Origin of the sequence: Anaerocolumna sp., assembly GCF_032079385.1 — a bacterium.
Taxonomy (GTDB): domain Bacteria; phylum Bacillota; class Clostridia; order Lachnospirales; family Lachnospiraceae; genus Anaerocolumna.
Map to the genome: position 1 here is coordinate 76561 of NZ_DAMAUC010000006.1, position 21921 is coordinate 98481.

A 21921-nucleotide genomic window follows, 5' to 3' on the forward strand; every position below is an offset into this window, starting at 1 on the left:
AGGAAGTACTGTGTCAGAATATGTAATAGGAATGGATGGCGGTGGAACAAAGACCAAAGTCTTAATTGCAGATAGAAGCCAAAATATTCTGGAAGAACTTACAGCAGGTGCCATTAACTATAATGGTGCCAGGAAAGAGGAAGTCGATCAGAATATTCAAGGTATCTTTCATATCCTGGAGGAGAAGGGGTATAAAAAAAATAACTGCAGAGGAATATGTATTGGTACAGCTGGAATCAGCAACCCTTTAGTTACTGAATATATGAAAGAAAATATCAGCCATTTTGGATATACTTGTCCCGCAGAAATTGTTGGTGATCACGAAACTGCGCTGACAGGTGCTCTTTTGCAAACAGAAGGAGTGATAGTAATCGCTGGTACCGGATCTATATGTTATGGTAAAGACCAGTGTGGAAATACCTATCGTACCGGTGGCTTTGGTTATCTTATTGATGACGAAGGAAGCGGCTATGCCATAGGAAGGGATATTCTTTCGGCGGTAGTCAGGGCCTATGACAAAAGAGCAGAAGATACAGTTCTTACAAAATTGGTCTATGAATATCTCCATATACAATCCATAGAAGAATTAATCCGTTATGTTTATAATCCAAAGCATAGCAAAAAAGAGATAGCAAAGCTTTCTATTCTTATAGATGAAGCATATCGATTGCAGGACATAGCGGCGCTGCCTATTATGAATAAATGTATAAATGGATTGATAGACTTGACTAGACCAGTTCTTTCCCATATGAAAGAAAATTGTACGGTTGCGGCAGCAGGAAGTGTACTATTAAACAATCAGAATATATTTGAGAAGTTTACGGCAGGAATGAAAATGGAATTTCCTAAAGTATCTATTATAAAACCTAAGAAAGACGCTGCTTATGGTGCAGTCATTTTAGCTGCAAAGTTGTTGACAGAAGGTTAAAAAGTTATGTTTTTTATCCGGATGCTATCAATAATAAAAAGACGCTAAGGCGCCGGAATCGAGGTTAAGATGAAACTGGGTATAGACCAAATTGATAAATATATGTACTTATTTGAAGGAAAAAGGGTTGGATTGATTACGAATCCAACGGGAGTAAATAGTGAATTAGAAAGCACTATTGATATTTTACATAGAAAAGTGAATTTAGTACGATTATTTTCCCCTGAGCATGGAGTAAGAGGGGATATACAAGCTGGAGAGACAGTGGAGAATTATGTAGATGAAAGTACCTCTTTGCCTGTCATTACTTTATACGGTAAGAATAAGAAACCATCTAAAGAAATGCTGGAAGATATAGATATATTGGCAATGGACATTCAAGATGTAGGTTCCAGATTATATACCTATTTATACACTATGTCTTATTGTATGCAAGGCTGTGCCCAGTTTGGAAAGACCTTTGTTCTTTTTGACAGACCTAATCCCATTGGGGGGGAGAGTGTGGAGGGAAATATGATTCAGGAAAGATTTACTTCCTTTGTAGGATTACATCCCATTACTTATCGATACGGATTAACCATTGGTGAATTGGCAGAATTCTTTAATAAGGAATTCCATATTCAATGTGATTTAAAGGTAATCCCTATGGAAGGGTGGACCAGAAGCATGTTTTATGAAGATACTAACTTAGCTTGGATTCTGCCTTCTCCTAATATGCCTACAGTAGATACTGCGTTTGTTTATAACGCTACTTGTATTTTTGAAGGGACCAATATTTCTGAGGGCAGAGGCACAGCAAAACCTTTTGAGTTCGTAGGTGCTCCATGGCTTAATGCTGGTAGGTTAGCAGAGGTTATGAATGATTTGAAACTGGAGGGAGTTGCTTTTCGACCGGCATATTTTACTCCGACCTTTTCAAAACACGTCAATGAATTATGCAGAGGTATTCAGCTTCATGTAACCAATCGCCGAACCTTCTGTGCAGTAAAAACAGGGCTGCATTTGCTGGAAGAAATCAAAAGAATGTCCGGAGAAAAGTTTCAGTTCTTACCTGCCTTTTCTGAAAAAGGAAAGCCCATGATTGATTACAATACAGGAAGCGACTACATTAGAACCCAGGATTTTTCCGCAAAAGAGGTATACGAACAGTGGAAGAAGGAAGAAGAAGAATTTAAACACAGAAAAGTGAAATATCATATTTATGAATAAGGTGTATTTTATTAAAACGAATTTGTAAATGATACGCGGAGTATGCAGTTTTAGAATAGGCATAGTCCGCGTTTTTATTCGTATAGGGATTGTTTATTTTATATATCAAAATCACAATGTTGTCATGAGTACTGCTTATTTTGCGGTATTTTCTGAAGGATTTTTTGAAAAAAGTAAAAACAAATATGGTGCAAATATGGATGGAATGACATGCAGCCATTTGATATGTTCAAGATTGCTAATTCTTGCTACCAGTGATGTAATAACAGTAAATATTGATACAGGCAGATAAAGGTAGGAGTTTATCATGCTGTAAAAACCCCAATATTGCATAATTTGTTCTAATATGAAGACAACAGCAGAATAGATTACTAATAGTGTGGCAGATTTAAAAAAATCAGTTCTGTTATATTTTTGGCGCAATAAAATACCAATGAAGACAAAGGCAATAATACTTAGAATTAATTCTATATAAAATACTGTTTTCCCCATTTCTAAAGTCCATTCGTTGGTTCCTCTTATTAATATACGAATGGTAATAAGGTTAATAATTCCCAGTATAAAGCCGGCAATCAAAGTATACAATGGCAATCTTAAAATTTCTTTATTCATAAGTCATCCAATCCTCTCAATCATAAAACATAATTTATATTTGTTAATACTGGGCTATAAACCATTTCGCAAATAGAAGTTGAAGAAATTGGAATCATTTATTTAGTCTGATAAACGGTGAGAACTGCAAGATTCATAACTGACTTCCAGTAACTCCTCAACATTTTCATAATCTCTATTAGCAATTGCAGTAAATAAAATATCATTTAAAATTAACTGTGCAATACGGGAACTCATAGCACCGCTCCTTTTGTAGATTTCCGGTGAACTGGTATATAGTACGAAATCTGAATTCAAAGCTAAATTGCTTTTTCCAAACTTGGTGATTGCAATTGTAGTGGCTTTGTTTTTTTGTGCAATTTCTAATAGTTCAATAATTTCTGTAGTTTCTCCGGAGTTTGAAAATAATATTGCAACATCTTCTTCTGTAAGTGTGGAAGCATAGGTTAAGCTGACATGAGTGTCCTGACAAAAGGTCACATTATAGCCAATGCGAAGTAACTTATGAAATAAATCACCTGCTACCAATCCAGATGCACCAACACCAAACAAACGTATTGTTCTGGCATGAATAATTTTATTTACAATTTTTTTTAACATTTCTTCGTCAAATAATTTCAGAGTAGCTTCAATTGCCTGAATACTGCTATAACAGACATTTTCAGCCATCGAGCTAAATGTGGAATGATCTTTGATATCCGTAAATTGTAACTGGGGAGCAGGTGTACCATTTTCTGCTATGGTATCATTCATTTCTACAAAAAGGGACTTCTTTAAATCCTTCATACCATCAAACCCAATTGATTTACAAAATCGAACCCAAGCACCCTGGCTGGTGCCGGATTGTTCTGCAAGTTTAGCGAGTGGATAGCGAAAGATATTCTCCCTGTTTTTTAAAATATAATCTGCCACTAATTTCTCTGAATTACTCAATTGGGAATACATTGTTTGTGTGCGAATTTCAACAGTAGTCATCTAGCTCACCTCATATTTTATAATAATCTTCATTCCTGTGGAATACTTTGAATTTGGGCATTAGCACAAATTTGCTGTGGGAAAAATCTTGTTTTTTCACATTACTGCCATTATATAACAAAAGTATGGTATAGGCAATATGAAGAAGTTGTAAATAGAACTAAATTCTATATTTATATTTATAAATTGATATAAAATAACAAAATTTGTTGCAAAGTATGTTCACAGGAAATAGGTAATTTTCTCATTCATAAATTTTATAAATTAATTAGTAAGTGAGAATTACTTTTCCAGATGTCCTGTATCATTAAAACTCATAATAACTGGATAAGAGCTGTCTTTAAAGACTAAATGTGTTACTGCCGTATTATTTAAATTTAAACTTCGGTACATGTTCATTCTCCAGTTAAAAAGACCGATTAAACCGGCTTTAATAATACCGCCGTGTGCCACAACAACAATCTTACTGCCTTGATATTTATTTACTAAGTCATATATAGCATTCTTTGCACGGATAGAGGCGTTTTTAGTACTTAACTCCCCACCAGTAATAGGTCCGTTTAATTCGTCGGTTCTCCAGGCATGAAAATCTTCCGGATATTTTTCTTTAATATCTTTCAGAGTTAACCCTTCCCATGACCCGAAATTAATTTCAGTAATTTCATCAACAATAATAGGTTTCATTTCACTATCTTCACAAATGATGGAGGCAGTGTGAAAAGCTCTTTTTAAAGGACTGGAAAAGATATAATCAAAATTGCCTTGAAACCGCTCTTTTAAACATTGTGCCTGTTTGATACCTTCCTCTGATAATTCCAAATCCGTACAACCTTGGAATCTTCCAAGTTTATTCCATTCAGTTTCTCCGTGTCTTACTAAATATACTTCCGTTTTCATTGGGCTTTCAATGCAGATTTTATAAATCTGTCTTTCCTTTCTCTGTATTATATTATGTTTCTATTATAGCATTTGAAAATGAAAATTCAAAGTATATGGCATGATAGTATCTTGAAATGCATTTTGGAAGGTACTTTCGTCGTGGAAAAGAAAAACTCATAGATAATAACTATCCTCCTATAAAATACGAAAATATAATAAAATATTTTAAGAATTGCCACATTTCGCTAAAATATTTGGTATAATGTATACAAGGTAAGAAATGAATCATTGACGAAGGATATTTCATATTTTAGGAGCAGCTGTGCATTCCTTCTGTATTTAGGGATATCCTTGCGAGGTGCCTCAAGTCATGGAGTTACTCGCAAAGTATTCTTTGTGATAATAAAAAATAATAGAGGCAGGCGGTGTTTATATGAATAATCTTACTGATAATATATTGTTGAGGAAATACAAGAAACAAATAGATGGGCAAAAGCTATTACTTGATATTTTTAAATTATTGGAGAATATTGAGTCTGAAAGTGAAGTAAAGATAAAAACAGTTTTAGAATATATCTGTACATATTCTGATTTTGACGGAGTACGTATTGCATTATGTTCCGAGAATGAAAAAGAAATTGTATATGTAGATGAATGGATAACATCAGGTGTTAAACTAAAGGGGTCTATGCTTGAATATCATAGCAAAGATACCTTAGGAAACCTAAGAGAAGAGTTAAATAAGAAGGACTATTTTTTAGTTAGGAATCTTCTATCCTTACAAGACTATTCCTGGATTGATAAAGAATTATTAATTTCTAATGGTATCCAGAGCTTTTTATTGCTGCCCTTAAAGTACAATAATAAATTCATTGGTTTGTTAGACTTTTATTTATTAAAAGAGATACCAGACTTTCAAGAAGAAGATGTATTACTATTTCAATCCATAGCCCATATTTTATCCAATGCATTTATCCGCAAGGATATGGTGGAGGCTTTGAAAGAATCTGAAAATTATTATCGGACGATTTTTAACAGTACCGGTACTGCAAAAGTAATCATTGAAAAGGATAACACAATATCAAAGGTAAATGCTGAATGTGTAAATATTTTTGGTGTGTCCAAAGAAGAGTTAATAGGAAAGAAATGGGCCGATTATTTCAATAATAAAAATGTAGAGCATATTAAAAATACAGAAGAGTTTGCAGCAATCTTTTCAAAATATATTACTAAATACCGAAACCCCTTAGGGAAGGTATATACTCTTATAATAAACGCCAATCTGATTCCGGAAACCGAAAGCACCGTTATTACTTTATATGATGTATCAGAATTGTATCAGGTTAAGAGGGCATTACAGGCCATAAGTGCCTGTAATATGGCGATGATCCATGCCGCAGATGAAATGGAACTGGTTCAGACCGTGTGTGAAAAGATCATAGAAGTTGGAGGCTATTATATGGCCTGGGTAGGTTATGTGGCTAACGATGAGATGCGTACTATTTATCCGGTAGCCCATGCAGGCAATATAGAAACTTATCTTAAAGATATTAAGATTCAGGTTAACCATCCGGTTTTAGGTAATGGGCCTTTTGGCAGGGTTGTTAAAACCTGCAAAACGGTAATCACAAGAAGTATTGCAGAAGATGAAACCTTTGCACCATGGAGAGAGGAAATCATGAAAATCGGCGGTAAGTCTTTGATATCTTTCCCTCTTTTAAACGGTGATGAAGAACCCTTTGGTGTATTAGGCATTGGTTCTAATCAGGAAGATGTTTTTGACGATGAGGAAGTAATAATATTAACAGAGATGGCTTCCGATCTTACTTATGGAATCATATCTCTTAGGGCAAGAGCAGAAAGGGATAAGACTGCCAAACAATTGGAATATAATCTGAGTAAAATGCGTACTCTGCTAAATCAAACGGTAGCCTCCTTATCCAATGTGGTTGAAATGCGAGACCCTTATACAGCAGGCCATCAAAGAAAGGTGGCACAATTATCAACTGCAATTGCAAAAGAATTGGGGTTATCTAATGATGAAGCAGAGGGAATATTTATTGCAGCCACCATCCATGATATAGGTAAAATAAATATACCTTCTGAAATACTAAGTAAGCCGGGATTATTAAATTATCTGGAATTTGAAATAATAAAAGGGCATAGCCAGGCTGGCTATGATATCATAAAAGACACCAATTATCCTTGGCCAATTGCAGAATACATATTACAGCATCATGAAAAAATGGATGGCAGCGGTTACCCACTAGGGCTAAAAGGAGAAGATATTATCCTTGGTGCCCGTATTATCACCGTGGCCGACGTTGTAGAAGCTATGGCCTACCACCGGCCCTATCGTCCGGCACTGGGTCTGGAAAAAGCCTTGGAGGAAATTACCCAAAACAGGGGAATAAAATATGATCCCTCTGTAGTTGATGCCTGCTTAAATGTGTTTGCCAATAAAGGATTTGAATTTGAAGATTAGATGAACCTAATCTAAGAATAAATGAGTAGATACCTTATTTAATAAAGTTTATATGGACCTTCGAAAGAGTGGATATGTCTTAGAGCATTACCCATAATCAAGAAGGTCCTGTTTATACCCAAAGTGTAAGAGGTGTTTAATTTTCTTTTATTTCATATATTTTATTAATAGATTTCATAATGAGGTTTGCACTTGAAATTAGTGGTGGTGAATAAGAAAAAGATTTTTACTTACCTTATATCTTTTCTAATAATCACGGCATTTTTAAGAGTTTTGTATCAATATTATTGTATGAATTCTGCCAAAATGGTTATGGGAGGTAAGCTTGGTGTTCAAACTTTGGAGGTTGGTGAGGATACTGATATAAGACAGTATACAGATGTGGAAAAATATTTTAGGCCTTCTAATTTACCTGTACTTAATGATAGAAATTATAATATGAGTTTTTTTGATCCTTACTTCCAGAAGGAGGAATCTGAAATAATTTTACAGGAACATCTAATAAAGTCACCGGAGGACACTATCATCAATTATTTTAGTATTATGCGGGAGGCAGCCAATGTTCAGGAGGGAAAGTATGCAGGTTGCGGCACCTTAGGGTACCAAACAATACCCTATCCTGTAGCATATCAATTTTTGGCATCTTCTTATAAAGAAAATATGTCCTATAAAGAATATTTAAAAACCTTTTTGAATATCTTACATATCAATTTGATTAAATACAGGCAGGTGCCAGTAGTGGATAATCCCAATGATATAATCCGATATTTTGTAGAGATTGAGACTATTGAAGGTTCTGAGAAAAATGCAGCTTATTTTGCTTATTACTATGGTTTTATTGATATTGTAAAAGAAAAAAGTAATTATAAAATATCAAATATAGAATTCTACAGAGAAAATTATCTTTGTGCACCATATCATGGCTGGTCCTATGCTGCAGAAGCAGTTATTGATATAAAATACGGCGGTTGGTGTAAATTAGTAAAGGATAGACTTCCAACCAAACAAGACGGTTATGTAAAAAGGATTTGTTTCAAGGGGACAGATGGAAATGAATATCTGATAGAATTCTATCAGTTAACAAATGACACTGATATAGAGATAGCCCAATATATAAAAGACAAATCTGGCAGTTGGAAACTCATAAAACTTGATCCGGAGAAATGTTTAGAAACCAATTAAGAAGCGTTGACAGATGAATGTCTTATACCCGTAGGCAGTGGAAATAACAGTTTATTTAGTTGTTTCCACTGCCTGTGGATATTGGCATTTTAGGCAGCAGCCCCTTAATTAATATTACTTTACTCAGCTGCTATACGGTAAATTTCTTCCGCATCCTTGCTGGTAAGCTTTACAAAGTTGCCTAAAGTTTCAGTTTCCCCAAGTCCCAGTTTATCAACTAAGGCCGGAATATCTTTTGCATCAGCTTCCAGTTCTTCAAAATTAACCGGCAATCCTATAGCTGACAGGAAATTCTTAAAGCGTTCTATACCTTCTGCAGCAGTTACTTTAGGATGGGCATAATCCATATTACAATCCCATACTCTCACAGCTACCTGAGCAAAACGGTTAATGTCATGGTGCATTACAAACTTCATCCAGGCAGGAAAGATTACTGCTAATCCAGCACCGTGAGCGCAGTCATATAATGCAGATAGTTCGTGTTCAATACTATGACTTGCCCAATCCTGTTCGCGGCCTACCCCTACGATATTATTATGAGCAACCATTCCTGCCCACATAATGTTAGCTCTTGCCTCGTAATCATTGGGATTTTTTATTGCTTTTGGAACTTCTTTTATCATAGTTAACAGGATAGCTTCGCATAAACGGTCCGTTACCTCAACATCCTGTGTATTGGTGAAATATCGTTCAAATACATGTGCCATTATATCCGCCGCTCCGCATGCAGTTTGATATGCTGGTAGAGTTTGTGTTAATTCCGGATTAAGAATAGAGAAAGCAGGACGAAAACATTCACTGCTGGCACCTCTTTTTAGCATACCTTCTTCTTTGGTAATAACTGAATCTCCGGAACCCTCACTGCCGGCAGCAGCAATAGTAAGTATAGTTCCAACTTTTAAGGCATCTTTAATGGGGGTATCAACATAGAAGTCCCAGAAGTCACCCTCGTATTTTGCTCCAGCAGCAATAGCCTTTGCAGAATCAATGACACTTCCTCCGCCGATAGCAAGTATAAAGTCAACATCATTTTTCTTACAAAGTTCAATTCCTTCATATACCAGGCCGCTTCTTGGATTTGGTTTTACACCTCCTAATTCAAGATAGGAAAGGCCTTCTTCATTCAAAGATTTTTTTACCCTGTCTAATAATCCTGAGCGGATTACTGACCCGCTGCCATAATGAAGCAGTACTTTAGTACCACCAAAGCGTTTCACATAATGGCCGGCACTTTCTTCCTGCCCTTTGCCAAACACAAAATAAGTTGGGCTATAAAATGTAAAATTATTCATGTCACTGCACCTCCTGAATTCTTATCATTTTTATTATAGAATGAGATTTCATGCATATGTTATATGCTTATACAGCTAAAATATTCTTTATTAATAATGGAAAAGAATCAATATTTTGGCATGAATTTTCTCATAATATATTATAACATGTTTTGAAAATTATTGATATAGAAAACATATTTGTATATAGTTGCAAGTACAATATATTGTGAATGTAAAAAAATAATAACTATATGTAGTGGACATTTTCTAAAAATATGATATAATACAAACGTAATGAGGAAATACAAGCCTGCTTGCAAACCCTCAGCGTAACACACCCAATATTGTGAATGATTAAAATCCTTTTAAGCAATAGGATTATCTAATAATTTAAAAGAGAAAGGCGAGGGGTAAATGGATGAAGAAAGAAATCATCAAAAGGAATGGAAAGAAGACAACCTTTGATAGGAGCAGAATTGCTAATGCAATAATGAAAGCAATGATTTCTGTGGGCCTTGAGGATAAAGAAATTGCAGAGAAAATTGCAGCCAAAATTGAAGAAAACCATGTAAATGGCATGCGTGTAGAAGATGTTGAACGGCAAGTGGTGAAAGAATTATTTTTAGAAAATATGGATGAGGTTGCTGATTCTTATGCGGAATACAAGGCTCAGCGTAAACTATTTAGAAGTCGTGAAAATAAAGAGAGTGGTAAATTCTTATCCAGTGAATTTATTGCAAAATACAAGCATAAACCAGATCCATTCCCAACAGAACTTGGAAAGTTTGTGTATTACCGTACATATAGCAGACCCATACCGGAAGAAAGACGGAGAGAATATTGGTGGGAAACTTGTTACAGGGTTGTAGAATTCAACGTGGGATTACAATTGGATGCTATGAGAAGACAAGGTATCTATGTAACGGAAATGTTAATGCATAGTCTGACAAGAGAAGCAGAAGAAATCTATGATTTAATGTATCATTTGAAGCTATTCCCATCCGGAAGGTCTCTCTGGGTAGCAGGAAGCAGAGCATCCTATTTGTATCCATTAAGTAACTTTAACTGCAGCTTTGTTACAATAGACAGCTTAAAGAAATTCTCGGAGATATTTTTTGTATTGATGCTTGGAACCGGCGTTGGCTTATCTGTTCAAAGAAAATATGTAACAAAACTACCTAAGATAAACAGTAAAATTGAAATTATCCATAAGTCCTACGATGCAGTGCCGGTAAAACAACGTAAAGAATATACAGAATTAAAATTAATCAACAACAATGCCATTGAACTTGAAATTGGTGACAGCAAGTTTGGATGGTCCAGCGCCATTGACATGTTCTTTGACATATTATCCTCAAAACAATATGTTGGGGTTGAATACATTTTTATTAATTATAATAACGTAAGACCTGAAGGAGAAAGATTGAAAACATTTGGCGGATATGCATCCGGTCACAATAATATCAAGCAGATGTTTATTAAGATAGATCGTTTATTTAAAGAAAAGAGAAAGGCAAATCAGCAGCAATGGCAGGCTATTAAACCTATCGATTGTCTGGATATAGCAACCATTATTGCTGAAAATGTTGTATCCGGCGGTGTTAGACGAAGTGCAGAAATCATTCTTTGTGACCATGATGAGGAAGAGGTATTGAATGCAAAAACCAACCTCTATTATCAGGATGATAACGGTAACTGGATTGAAAACAAACAGATTTTAAATCGTTCACTTTCCAATAATACAGTTATTTATAATAAAAAACCAACAAGGGAAGAACTGCATCAACATTTTAACAAATTAAAAATCTCCGGTGAACCTGCCTTTGCAAACTTTGAAGAAATGCAAAGAAGACGTCCGGATGTACAAGGTGGAAATCCTTGCTTTGAAATTCTATTAAGAGACCGTGGAGTATGTAATTTAACAGAAGTAAACCTAATGGGATTTGTTAACCCGGATGGAACCTATGATAAACAGGGCTTATTAAAAGCACAAAAGTATTCCGCTCATATTGGATACCGTATGGGCAGCATTGAACTTGAACTTCATGAGTGGAATCTGGTAAATGAGGAAGACAGGCTAACAGGTTGTTCCATCACCGGTGTTATGGATTTTAGAAATGCTACCAATATGCCAGATGAAGAGTTTGTTGAACTATTAAAAGAATTAAGAAAAACGGCCAGAGAATCCGCATTCGAATTAGCAGATTACCTAAATATGAACCGTCCTAAATTAGTAACTACCGTTAAACCCTCAGGTACCATCAGTCAGTTGCCCACAGTATCAAGCGGAGTGCATTTTTCACATTCTCCATATTATATCAGACGTGTGAGGGTAAATGCGAAGGATCCACTGGCTCAGGCACTTGCAGAAGCAGGTTTCCCATGGAATCCGGAAGTTGGACAGACAGTAGAGGAACACAAAACTAAGGTATTTGAATTCCCTATAAAATCCCCGGAAGGAAGAACAAAATATGATGTATCTGCAATCGAACAATTAGAATTATACAGATTGATTATGAAGAATTATGTAGATCATAATGCTTCTAACACCATTCATGTAAGACCAAAAGAGTGGGAGGAAGTAGAACAATGGGTTTATGATAACTGGGATGATATTGTAGGTGTAACCTTCCTTTCTTTAGATGAAAGTTTCTACCAATTATTGCCGTATGAAGCAGTGGATAAAGAAACATATCAGAATTTATTGGAAAAGCAACCCAAGTTTAACCCTTCCATTCTAAATCAATATGAAACCTTTGAAGAAGAATTTGATATATTAGATGCTGATTGCGATAGTGGTCATTGTCCGGTACGCTAATAATTAAAGAGTACGCTAATAATTAAAGAGTACGCTAATAATTAAAGAATACGTTAATAATCAAAGGATATGTTGGTAATAAATAAAACTAAATATTTCTATATTAAATACTGAGAGTGCATCAAAATGCACTCTCTTATATTTCTCTTGTTATTAATTATAATTTTTTTTACTCAAATTATCACGCAGCAATTACTAAGAAAAAAACAGTATTATGACAGAAATATTCAGTTAATGCTGGATTTTTTGGAATAATTAGGTATAATAGGGATATAACTATAATCAATATTATATAGAAATTTTAATAGATGAATAAAAGAAAAGGAGAAGTGGATAAGATGGAAATAGAATTAAATAATATCAATAATAAAGGAAAAAGAACTTTAGTAAAATGTGATGTGTGCGGAGAAATATTTGATTCTTCCCTTGAAAAATGCCCTGTGTGCGGAGTTGGCAGAGAGCATTTCATACCCTATGAAGAAACCCAGTCAGAATTCCAAAAGGCAACAGGAGAAGTATACATAATACTTGGAAATGGAGCAGCAGGGGTTAACGCGGCAGAAGCTATACGGGAACGAAATGAAAACTGCGAGATCATAATGATTTCCAACGAACCTGTTATAGGCTACAACAGACCTATGTTAACAAAAGCTTTAAGTAAAAAGATGGATCCTGTAAAGATTGCCATACACAAAGAAGACTGGTATGCAAAAAATAGAATTACCAATAAACTTGATGTTACCATTGAGAAAATAAATTCAGCAGAAAAAACAGTCCTTTTATCCGATGGAGAATCCATAAAATATGATAAATGCATCTATGCATTAGGTGCGGAATGCTTTATACCTCCAATTGCCGGCAGTAATAAGCCGGAAGTAATAGCAATCCGCCGTATTTCTGATGTAGAGAAAATACATGAATTGCTTCCAAAAGTTAAGAATGTAGTAGTTATCGGAGGCGGAGTGTTAGGTTTAGAAGCAGCCTGGGAAATGAAGAAATCAGGATGCAAAGTAACCGTATTAGAAATTGCAGATAAATTAATGGTTCGTCAGCTGGATACAGAAGCAGGAGAACTGCTAGGGGAAATTATAAAAGAAGCAGATATTGAGTTCCAATTAAATGCACACATTAGTGAAATTACAGGAGATACTTCTGTAACTGGTGTCAAACTGGAGGATGGCAAGATTTATCCTGCTGAATTAGTGATTGTATCCAGCGGTGTTCGTCCCAATGTATCGATAGCTCAGGAAGCAGGGTTGGCAATAGACCGATTTATAGTGGTGAATGAAAAAATGGAAACCAGTGTTCCGGATATATATGCCTGCGGGGACTGCGCTGCTTATAAAGGTGTAAACTTTAGTTTATGGGCAGAAGCTTCAAAGATGGGTAAAACAGCAGGAGCTAACGCAGCAGGGGATGCTCAGACTTACCAAATCCAACCTACCGGATTAACCTTCTATGGAATCAATACCTCCTTATTTGCCATAGGAGACAATGGGAAAAATGATTCACTAACATACGAAACGAAAGAAATAAGAGACAGAGAGAAAAAAATATATAAGAAATATTATTTTGTAGACAAAAAATTAGTAGGTGTAATCTTAATCGGTGATACATCCACCTTATCGGATATGAGGAAAGCCATTGATGAACAAAGAGCATATTCTGATATGTTTAATGAATAGATATAAAACTCAGATACTATTTGATAAAATGAAAGTATAATTTTAGCCTAAGGGAAGTCCTACGCTCAATGTTTTTTAAGTTATTACGAATAGACATAAAAAATCCCTTCAAAATTTAATAGATAAGATGTATCTAATAAAATTTTGAAGGGAACGTTCGTTTATCGATTCGCATTTTAACCCAAATACCTATTGGTAAATATACAATATGACGGTAGTGCCCTTAAGTTGACGACATTGTGAGGCAAAGCATACATTGAGATTATGCTCATTTTGTGCAACTAATCTATCCGCGTTGTCTGATCATTTAGAACGTCGGTCAAGAGAATTTCCAGGGCTTTTTCACGTTCCTCAAACAAAGGACTGTGTGCCGAATCTTTGAATGTATAAAACCCCTTTACTGGAGCTTGTATATACTCATAATAATCTTGCTGCAATGAATACGCACATGTGTAATCGTATGCTCCAGCCAAAAAGTATATCGGAATTTGCAGCTCTTGTACAGTTTCAAAAGCGTTAAAGTTGAAGCTGTCTGTCACAACCGGTGTATTTTGAGCAAATACCTTTCCGCGCCATATATTAATACGCTCCGCTTGTGTATAGGCGGTGCAACGAAGGCTTGGAAAAAATATACCTGTAATAACTGAATGCATATTATGTGTTGTTCCGACACCGAGTTCGTGCATGGCTGTATCTCTCAGTGAAGATGTAAAGTATTCGGAATAAGCTACTTCATCCGTCAATATAGGACAATCATTAAACTTTTTTACCATTTTTTCGTTACCTTGCACCTTGTATTGCTCAAGCATATAGGAATATGCTATTTCTTCGGAATGTTTTTGATTTGTAATCTGAGACATTGCAATATAAGCAAGATAGCTTTCTGGATGCTCTGTGGCAGCTTGAAGACCGATATATGTACCGAAAGAATGTGCTAACAAATATATTTTATCCCGATCAAACCGTTCTTTGAGATAATTTGTAACAGCGTTAACATCTGCAAGATATTGTTTAGTTGTCATGCCATTCACTGAAACATCCGAATCATAAGAAAGGGAAGTGCCTCAATATTCCAGATAGCAGACCACAAAATTTTCTTTCAGGTCAGTCGGATACATTTGTTCCAAAAGATATTCCGGAATTCCCGGGCCCCGCCCAAAACCAGCAGTACAGGCTTTGTGCGGTCTTTTGCCGTAACAAACATGCCTAAAGAGGTTCCATTGATATCTACGTGTATTTTTTCTGAAATACTACCTTCTATTTGATTTCCATTTTCATCAAGAAATGAAGACATTTTTCCGGAACTTGGTGGAAACACAATAATAACAACAATGGCAATACACAGCAAAATTGCAGTCATAATCACAAACATTCCAGATTTCCTCCTTTTTTTTCCTTTCTTCAAACAAAGTTCCTCCTTATTGGTTTGCTTCATCAAATACAAATAATCTTATTACTATTGTATTATATTATATACCAACTATCAATACCCAACTGTAAATGTATGACATTTTATTGTTAATTATTATTTACATACTTTACCTCTTTTTTGTATATAATCAACTGTAACCATAAATCATATATCAAATTGGAGGTATATTTCTATGAAACTCTTTAAAAAATTATTATCACTAGTACTGGCAGTTACGCTAATATTTGTATTGTCAGCACCTTTATTTGTTGATGCAGCATGCAACCACGGTAGTACTGTCAATACTGGTCAGTCCCATACATATGCAATGAGCGGTTATCGCTGCAGAAATAGTACATGCGGTGCTTATTTATATCAAGGTATAGAAGCGTATTTATGCCCTCACTGTGGTGTCATAAGTTATATGTATAATTGTTTAAGCTGTAATTCTTCTTCTATAATTTGTAATAAGGGACATTATATTCAAAATATGTAAAACATTGTTTTGGGCTGTTGCAAATAATTGCTTTCTTTATGCATGGGATGCAGCAGCCCTCTTTATCGTTTGGAATTAAAAGTACGATAACTGCACTTTGGTATGTTTCATTTTTGATTTTCCTAAATGGATAGCGTCGTATTCGGGCAGTCAATACTATGAGGTCTCATCTTTAATTGCACTAACAATATGAGAACACTCTATTTATTACTATTAGACCTGCAGAATCTTAAATATAAGTATCCAAAGAATACCATCAGAAGTATTATTACTACACAAATGGCAGCAACGGGCAGGGCAGGCTCTTTTTGATGGGTGTAATTTATAATGTAGCCGGGTAAGGCTGTTTCTGGATTAGGATTTTCGAAAGATTTAAAACTCATAATTATCCGGGAATAATTTTGTTTATGGTACATTTGATTTCCATATACGGAAGCAAAAGATAAGTTTACAATTATGTATGCCTCCTTTTCTACTGTCCAGTCTTCTTCGGTCTTATCTCTAACCAGCCATATACCTTTTCCAGGGCTTACTGGACGTAAGAAATCATTTGTGTGAAGTTCCAATAAATCTTTTTTTGAAGTCTTCAATTTCTGCGTAAAATAGAAGTCAAGAACAGTATAATATACTGTCTCACCATTCTCTTTGGAGGAGAAGGTATAGACCATACTTTTTATTTTGTCTTCAAGATTCCGTTTCTGATTATCTCTGCCGGATGAAATTTGTATGAAATTTGATTTTGTATCAGAATTCACCCAGACAGCATCCTTTGGTATATTTCCATTAATATAAGCTTTAAGGCTTTCATCCACTTCAGGAGTATATTCTGCCGGTATTGGTATATCACTTACCGTTTTGGCCTTCGCCTCCCGGTTGTAAAATACCATACAAATTGAACTTAAAAGAACAAATATTAGTATTCGTTTTTTAATTCGAAATTTATAGTTAATATAATTATTCATTTTCAGTTCCCCCAATATAGTGTAGGTGACTTGTTTCAGCTACCTACTTAATTAAAAGCCACCTTACTTTTGTTACTATATTCATAATAGTGTATTGCTTATCCACAAGTCAACATCAAATAACAATATTTGTAATTATAATATTGTACTTATAATATTGGTCCTGATAATATTGCTACTGGTATCATAACAGTATGTTGATTGTAAATAGCTCAACTTTTCCACCAGTAAAGGTGGTCCTGATTCCTGGACTGTTTATAATAATTTCTTAGATAATAAGTCCTGTCACATAGACAGCAATAATGGCACCGACAGCTACAATTACCAGACTTTTCTCGCGGAATGCCAGGAATAAAGCTACCACAGTTCCCACAATGGCGGTTATGTAATTACCGGTTGAATCGAATATATCAGGAAATGTAAGTGCACCTAATACTGCATAGGGAACATATTTTAGGAAAGATTTTATGAAAGTGGATTTTATCTCTTTACGAAATAAAACCAATGGTAATATCCTTGGAAGATAGGTAACAAGGGCCATTAACAAAACTGCGATAAAAGGCTTTAACATGATTTTACCTCCTCACCATTATTTTCTGATTCTTCTTTCACAGGGAAGATAGCTGCTCCAATACATGCACTGAGAACCGTGGCAATTATAATACGGAATCCACCGGATATAAAAGAAAAAACAGGAATGTATTTCAAGCAAATGGTAATGAAAACGGATAACAGAACTATGAGTAATATAGGTCTGGATTTCTTAGAGGGTGGCACTATAATAGCAATGAACATGGCATATAGGGCTATTCCCATGGCATTACTTAAGGATAAAGGCAATGCTTCCGATATAAGAGCGCCCATTGCTGTTCCTAAGGTCCATCCGGCTATAGGGCCTGTAATTAATCCCAGCATAAAGGCATAAGTTAGCTTACCTTGTTCTAAGGAAGCCATGGTGAAGGTTTCATCCGTTACTCCAAAGCCAAATAGTAATCTTTGTTTTACCGTGGTCTTTGATACTATTTTTTGAGACAGGGAAAAGGACATAAGCATATATCTTATATTTATAATAAAGGTAGTAAGGGTAATCTCCAGAAGTCCAGCCCCGGCAAGAATTAATTCGGTTCCAGCAAATTGTCCGGCAGAAGTTAAATTAGATAGGGAAATAAAAATTGTCAGCCATACAGGTAATCCACCTGCGGTAGCCATAAGGCCAAAGGTAAAAGATACCGGTATATAGCCAAAGGCAATGGGTAATCCTTTCCGAAAACCATATGTAAATTGTTTTTGATTAATCATTGGTAATTCCTCACTTTTTTATTCATAAACCATAAGTCACATTATAGCATCTGGATTGTAAGTAATTCAAGTAAGAAACTAAATAATATAAAGCTAAAATAATATAAAGCATATGATATAAAGTTAAATATATAAGGCTAAATATATAAGGCTAAATAGTATAAAGCTAAATAATATAAAGTTAAATGATATAAGGCTAAATAATATAAGGCTATATAATATAAAGCAGCATAATAAAAAATCTATATGTAACTAAGATTCAAACTTCAAGAAATCTATAGTACAGATAGAATTTATATTTAATAGTTTACATAATATTCAATTTTATTATCAATAAATTTCCCAAAATGCCGGGCCTACGATTTTGAATCCTAGCATGAGCTAGGTGGGTAACCGCACCTGATTTTCTGCCTTCCGCTGCATAATGGCGGCCTGACATCCAAACAAGAATATAGGAATCCCGTATTGTAAGTGTAGGTTCAAAATAGTAGGGAATCGAACATCCCAGGTCATTTATTTTATAAGTCTATTATAATAAAAATTTAAGCAGAGTTCAACAAGTAAATTATAGAAGTACTTGTAAGCAGTCTCCAATGTTTTAATGGCAGATGCGATTAATATCATCTTGATTTAAAGATTCTTTTTCCAGTAATTCTTCTGTAATCTTTTCAAGCAATTCAAGGTTTTCTTCCATTATTTTTTTTGTGTCTTTATAAAAGGTATTCATTTGTGTTCTGCATTTATTAACCAAATCCAAGTCATGACCTTCTTCTAAAACTTCCATACTAAAGAGTCCCATATCGGAATCCATTCCATATTTATTCATATAGTTAAGGATTAAAGAAGAAGCCTTTTGAATATCGTTACTTGCACCGGTTGTAATTTCATCTTCACCAAATATAAGTTCTTCCGCGATTCTTCCTGCAAGAAGTACTTTAATATTGGCTTCAATTTGTTTCTTCGTTTGAAAAAGAGTATCCTTTGGAATGCTTAAGTTAAATCCCCCTGCTCCTTTAACCGATGGTATAATGGTTACTTTTGAAAGATAATGTTCCGGCAGTAAAAGGGTAGTAGCTAAAGCGTGGCCGGCTTCATGATATGCCGTAATCTTACGATCCTGGTCTGAAATAAAACTTCGGTCAATTTTAGGAGAACCGGCGATAACGGTATAGAATGCAGTATCAATATTGTTTTTGCCAATGACAGAATTACCTTCATTGGCGGCATGAATCGCTGCTTCGTTTAATAGGTTTTCAAGCATGGCACCGCTAAAATATACGGTGGATTTTGCTAGTTCCTCTAAATCCACATCATCTGACAGGGGTTTCGACTTAGCATAGAGGGATAAGATTTTTTTTCTGGCATTAATATCCGGCAAGCCAATTTCTATTTGGCGGTCAAACCGGCCGGGTCTTAATAATGCTTCATCTAAGGTATCCAGTCTGTTGGTGGCACCAATAACAATAATTCCCGAATTTTCATGGAAACCGGACATTTCTGTTAAGAGTGCATTTAGAGTTTGATCCCGTTCATCGTTGCTGGCAGAAAGGCTTCGGGCTCTCTTTTTACCAATGGCATCAATTTCATCAATGAAGATAACGGCTTTTTCGTTTTTCTTTGCTTTCTTAAAAAGATTACGAATACGGCTGGCACCCACACCAACATACATTTGAACGAAATCGGAACCGCTCATAGCGTAAAAAGGAACATTCGCTTCCCCTGCAATTGCTTTAGCCATCAGGGTTTTACCGGTTCCCGGAGGTCCATAGAATAAGAGGCCCTTTGGCATCTTAGCCCCCACAGAAGAATATTTTTCCGGGTTCTTTATAAAGCCGATGACATCCTCCACCATTAATTTAGCTTCTGCATTACCTGCAACCTGGTCCAGGGTAACTGTAGAACTGCTTTGCTTCTTTTTATTGGAATCTTCAGTTAAACTGGAGGACATATTCCCCCTTTTGGCTAACCAAATAACGCTTCCAATAACAAGAAAAGTAAAAGTGACTTGAATGAATCTGGTAAAACCATCTGTACCGTAACTGACGTTGATTCCTTTTAATAACAAGAATTCAGTAAAATTCTCTGTTTGAGGATTAGGTACAAGGTATTCCACATTTTCTTCTGTATTTAAATTTACTTTGAATAAATTTTTATTTTCTATAAATGTAACTTTTTCTACTTCCTTTTTTTCAACTGCTTCTAAAAAGGAGGGGTAGGACATATCCTGCTGTTTGGTATCCAGAAAATGATATCCTATCAATCCAGCCGTGATTATCAGGAATAAAACCGACAGGATAATCAGATATTTTCTTTTCATTAAAATTCCTCCCAATAAATAGACAGGTTAGATAGCTTCTTTGTATATTATAGAGGAATTTTGTCGAATTAGCTATATTTAATTAATGGAAAGTAGGCCAAAAGTCCTAATTTACAAAACGTGCAATTTCTTCCAGTTTTGGATATACGTGATATAAGAAATCCTGATAGGGGCAATAATTTTCTTCTTCTGCATAAAAGGAACGATAGCGTTTGCAACCCCCTCCGCATATAGGATATACCTGACAGGTGCTACAAAGGAGATTCTTTGGTGTTTCATATTTAAGAAATTTTTCAGCGGCAGGAGAGTGAATCAGGGCTTCAAAGGAATTCTCTTCTAGACTGCCAAGTTTAAAATCATCCAAAACGTAAAAGTCACAGGGATATACACTGCCATCTGCTTCTATAACACATTGTACCGTGCAATGCCCCAGTATTCCGCACTGCTCCGGTGGAAGTCCTTTTATCATATGCACCAGATTGTCAAACTGTCGGATGCTGATATACTGATTATTCTTAAATGCCATATACCATTGTTGAAAGAAATCTATTAAAAAAGAAGCATATTCATGTGGTGTTAAGTCGTATTTGTTTAGAGAATCATTTGGTAAAAAATCAAGAGACTTTAAACAGGGTATCAGTTGAACATACTTAAATTTTCTTCGCTCATAATAGCGAAATAGTGTTTGTGGCTTTTTCGCCATTTGCTTTGTAATTACGGATAATATATTGTATTCCACATGAAACTGATCCATGAGTTTAATGGCATAATTAGTATGATCAAAAGTTCCTTTTCCATCGGAACCGAGACGGTTTACATCATGGAATTCTTTTGGGCCGTCTTGTGATAATCCTACTAAAAAATTGTATTGATAAAATAATTTGCAGAATTTTTCATCAATTAACTGTCCATTTGTCTGTATGGAATACTGAATTTTGTTTTGCCCTTTATTTACTTCTTCCACTCGTTTGGTAAAATACTCAAAATATTCATACCCTGCCACGGTTGGTTCTCCCCCTTGAAAGGCAAAAGTAATAACACCAGGGGTTTTTACATATTCAAAGGTTCTATCTATAAGAAGATCAGTGGTTTTCTGACTCATAATACCATTGGATTTTATTTCACGGTGTTCGGCTACATCACTATAAAAACAGTATTTGCACCGCATATTACAAAGAGATGAAGCTGGCTTAATCAGCATAGAAAAGTAATTCATAGAATATCCGCCTCCTATCATTTAAAACACATTACTGCAATATTACTATAAAAAGAATAAAAAAACAAATTCTTAAATTTGTTAAAATGGCAGAATAAGAAGTGAATTGAATAAGAAATGAATTGAATAAGAAATGAATTGAATAAGAAATGAATTGAATAATAAGTTCATTG

18 protein-coding genes and 1 other RNA gene are annotated in these 21921 nt (G+C 35.1%); 7 read left to right on the forward strand and 12 right to left on the reverse strand.

Annotation, left to right across the window (positions count from 1 at the left end; genetic code table 11):
* Positions 1 to 10: 10 nt before the first annotated feature.
* Positions 11 to 928: a BadF/BadG/BcrA/BcrD ATPase family protein gene (locus RT261_RS06940; protein WP_313131069.1), complete on the forward strand. Its 918-nt coding sequence runs from the start codon at positions 11 to 13 to the stop codon at positions 926 to 928.
* Positions 929 to 997: 69 nt separating this feature from the next.
* A complete protein-coding gene (locus tag RT261_RS06945) occupies positions 998 to 2137 on the forward strand; it encodes an exo-beta-N-acetylmuramidase NamZ family protein (protein ID WP_313131071.1) in 1140 nt (379 codons plus the stop codon).
* A gap of 135 nt (positions 2138 to 2272) precedes the next feature.
* Here the strand turns inward: RT261_RS06945 and RT261_RS06950 are convergent, their stop codons facing one another.
* The 3 genes from RT261_RS06950 to RT261_RS06960 form a co-directional block, all read right to left on the reverse strand.
* Positions 2273 to 2749: a hypothetical protein gene (locus tag RT261_RS06950; protein WP_313131074.1), complete on the reverse strand. Its 477-nt coding sequence runs from the start codon at positions 2747 to 2749 to the stop codon at positions 2273 to 2275.
* Between the two features lie 102 nt (positions 2750 to 2851).
* Positions 2852 to 3724 (reverse strand): MurR/RpiR family transcriptional regulator, encoded by an 873-nt coding sequence (locus tag RT261_RS06955; RefSeq protein WP_313131075.1) that lies wholly within the window; start codon positions 3722 to 3724, stop codon positions 2852 to 2854.
* A 282-nt stretch (positions 3725 to 4006) separates the two neighbouring features.
* Positions 4007 to 4621, reverse strand: coding sequence for a histidine phosphatase family protein (locus RT261_RS06960; protein WP_313131077.1), 615 nt, complete (start codon positions 4619 to 4621; stop codon positions 4007 to 4009).
* Between the two features lie 415 nt (positions 4622 to 5036).
* Here RT261_RS06960 and RT261_RS06965 point away from each other — a divergent pair, with 415 nt between their 5' ends.
* Positions 5037 to 7088 carry an HD domain-containing phosphohydrolase gene (locus RT261_RS06965; RefSeq protein WP_313131080.1) on the forward strand — a complete coding sequence of 684 codons (2052 nt, stop codon included), beginning with the start codon at positions 5037 to 5039 and terminating at the stop codon, positions 7086 to 7088.
* 291 nt (positions 7089 to 7379) lie between these two features.
* Positions 7380 to 8270, forward strand: a complete 891-nt coding sequence (locus RT261_RS06970) for a hypothetical protein (protein ID WP_313131082.1) — start codon at positions 7380 to 7382, stop codon at positions 8268 to 8270.
* A 119-nt stretch (positions 8271 to 8389) separates the two neighbouring features.
* Here the strand turns inward: RT261_RS06970 and RT261_RS06975 are convergent, their stop codons facing one another.
* Positions 8390 to 9562, reverse strand: a complete 1173-nt coding sequence (locus RT261_RS06975; RefSeq protein ID WP_313131085.1) for an iron-containing alcohol dehydrogenase — start codon at positions 9560 to 9562, stop codon at positions 8390 to 8392.
* A 400-nt stretch (positions 9563 to 9962) separates the two neighbouring features.
* Between RT261_RS06975 and nrdJ the strand changes: the two genes are divergently transcribed.
* A complete protein-coding gene (nrdJ, locus tag RT261_RS06980; RefSeq protein WP_313131087.1) occupies positions 9963 to 12362 on the forward strand; it encodes a ribonucleoside-triphosphate reductase, adenosylcobalamin-dependent in 2400 nt (799 codons plus the stop codon).
* 308 nt (positions 12363 to 12670) lie between these two features.
* On the forward strand, positions 12671 to 14047 hold the full coding sequence (locus RT261_RS06985; protein WP_313131090.1) for an FAD-dependent oxidoreductase: 1377 nt from the start codon (positions 12671 to 12673) through the stop codon (positions 14045 to 14047).
* A gap of 281 nt (positions 14048 to 14328) precedes the next feature.
* Here RT261_RS06985 and RT261_RS06990 read toward each other — a convergent pair whose 3' ends face one another.
* Together RT261_RS06990 and RT261_RS06995 are read right to left on the reverse strand one after the other, a co-directional pair.
* Complete coding sequence (locus tag RT261_RS06990) at positions 14329 to 15069, reverse strand: alpha/beta hydrolase (protein ID WP_313131247.1); 741 nt, start codon at positions 15067 to 15069, stop codon at positions 14329 to 14331.
* A 77-nt stretch (positions 15070 to 15146) separates the two neighbouring features.
* On the reverse strand, positions 15147 to 15452 hold the full coding sequence (locus RT261_RS06995; RefSeq protein ID WP_313131092.1) for a hypothetical protein: 306 nt from the start codon (positions 15450 to 15452) through the stop codon (positions 15147 to 15149).
* A 199-nt stretch (positions 15453 to 15651) separates the two neighbouring features.
* Here RT261_RS06995 and RT261_RS07000 point away from each other — a divergent pair, with 199 nt between their 5' ends.
* On the forward strand, positions 15652 to 15954 hold the full coding sequence (locus RT261_RS07000) for a hypothetical protein (protein ID WP_313131095.1): 303 nt from the start codon (positions 15652 to 15654) through the stop codon (positions 15952 to 15954).
* A 200-nt stretch (positions 15955 to 16154) separates the two neighbouring features.
* On the opposite strand, the gene RT261_RS07005 is transcribed toward RT261_RS07000, so the two are convergent.
* The 6 genes from RT261_RS07005 to RT261_RS07030 all read right to left on the reverse strand — a co-directional run bounded on the left by RT261_RS07005 (position 16155) and on the right by RT261_RS07030 (position 21748).
* Positions 16155 to 16916 (reverse strand): hypothetical protein, encoded by a 762-nt coding sequence (locus RT261_RS07005; protein ID WP_313131097.1) that lies wholly within the window; start codon positions 16914 to 16916, stop codon positions 16155 to 16157.
* A 268-nt stretch (positions 16917 to 17184) separates the two neighbouring features.
* Complete coding sequence (locus RT261_RS07010) at positions 17185 to 17487, reverse strand: AzlD domain-containing protein (protein WP_313131099.1); 303 nt, start codon at positions 17485 to 17487, stop codon at positions 17185 to 17187.
* Positions 17481 to 18215 (reverse strand): AzlC family ABC transporter permease, encoded by a 735-nt coding sequence (locus RT261_RS07015; protein ID WP_313131102.1) that lies wholly within the window; start codon positions 18213 to 18215, stop codon positions 17481 to 17483. The genes RT261_RS07010 and RT261_RS07015 overlap by 7 nt, the downstream gene beginning before the upstream one ends.
* A gap of 335 nt (positions 18216 to 18550) precedes the next feature.
* Positions 18551 to 18729, reverse strand: a non-coding RNA gene (ssrS, locus tag RT261_RS07020) — 6S RNA.
* Between the two features lie 84 nt (positions 18730 to 18813).
* Positions 18814 to 20532: an ATP-dependent metallopeptidase FtsH/Yme1/Tma family protein gene (locus tag RT261_RS07025; protein ID WP_313131105.1), complete on the reverse strand. Its 1719-nt coding sequence runs from the start codon at positions 20530 to 20532 to the stop codon at positions 18814 to 18816.
* 106 nt (positions 20533 to 20638) lie between these two features.
* On the reverse strand, positions 20639 to 21748 hold the full coding sequence (locus tag RT261_RS07030) for a radical SAM/SPASM domain-containing protein (RefSeq protein WP_313131107.1): 1110 nt from the start codon (positions 21746 to 21748) through the stop codon (positions 20639 to 20641).
* Positions 21749 to 21921: the final 173 nt, after the last annotated feature.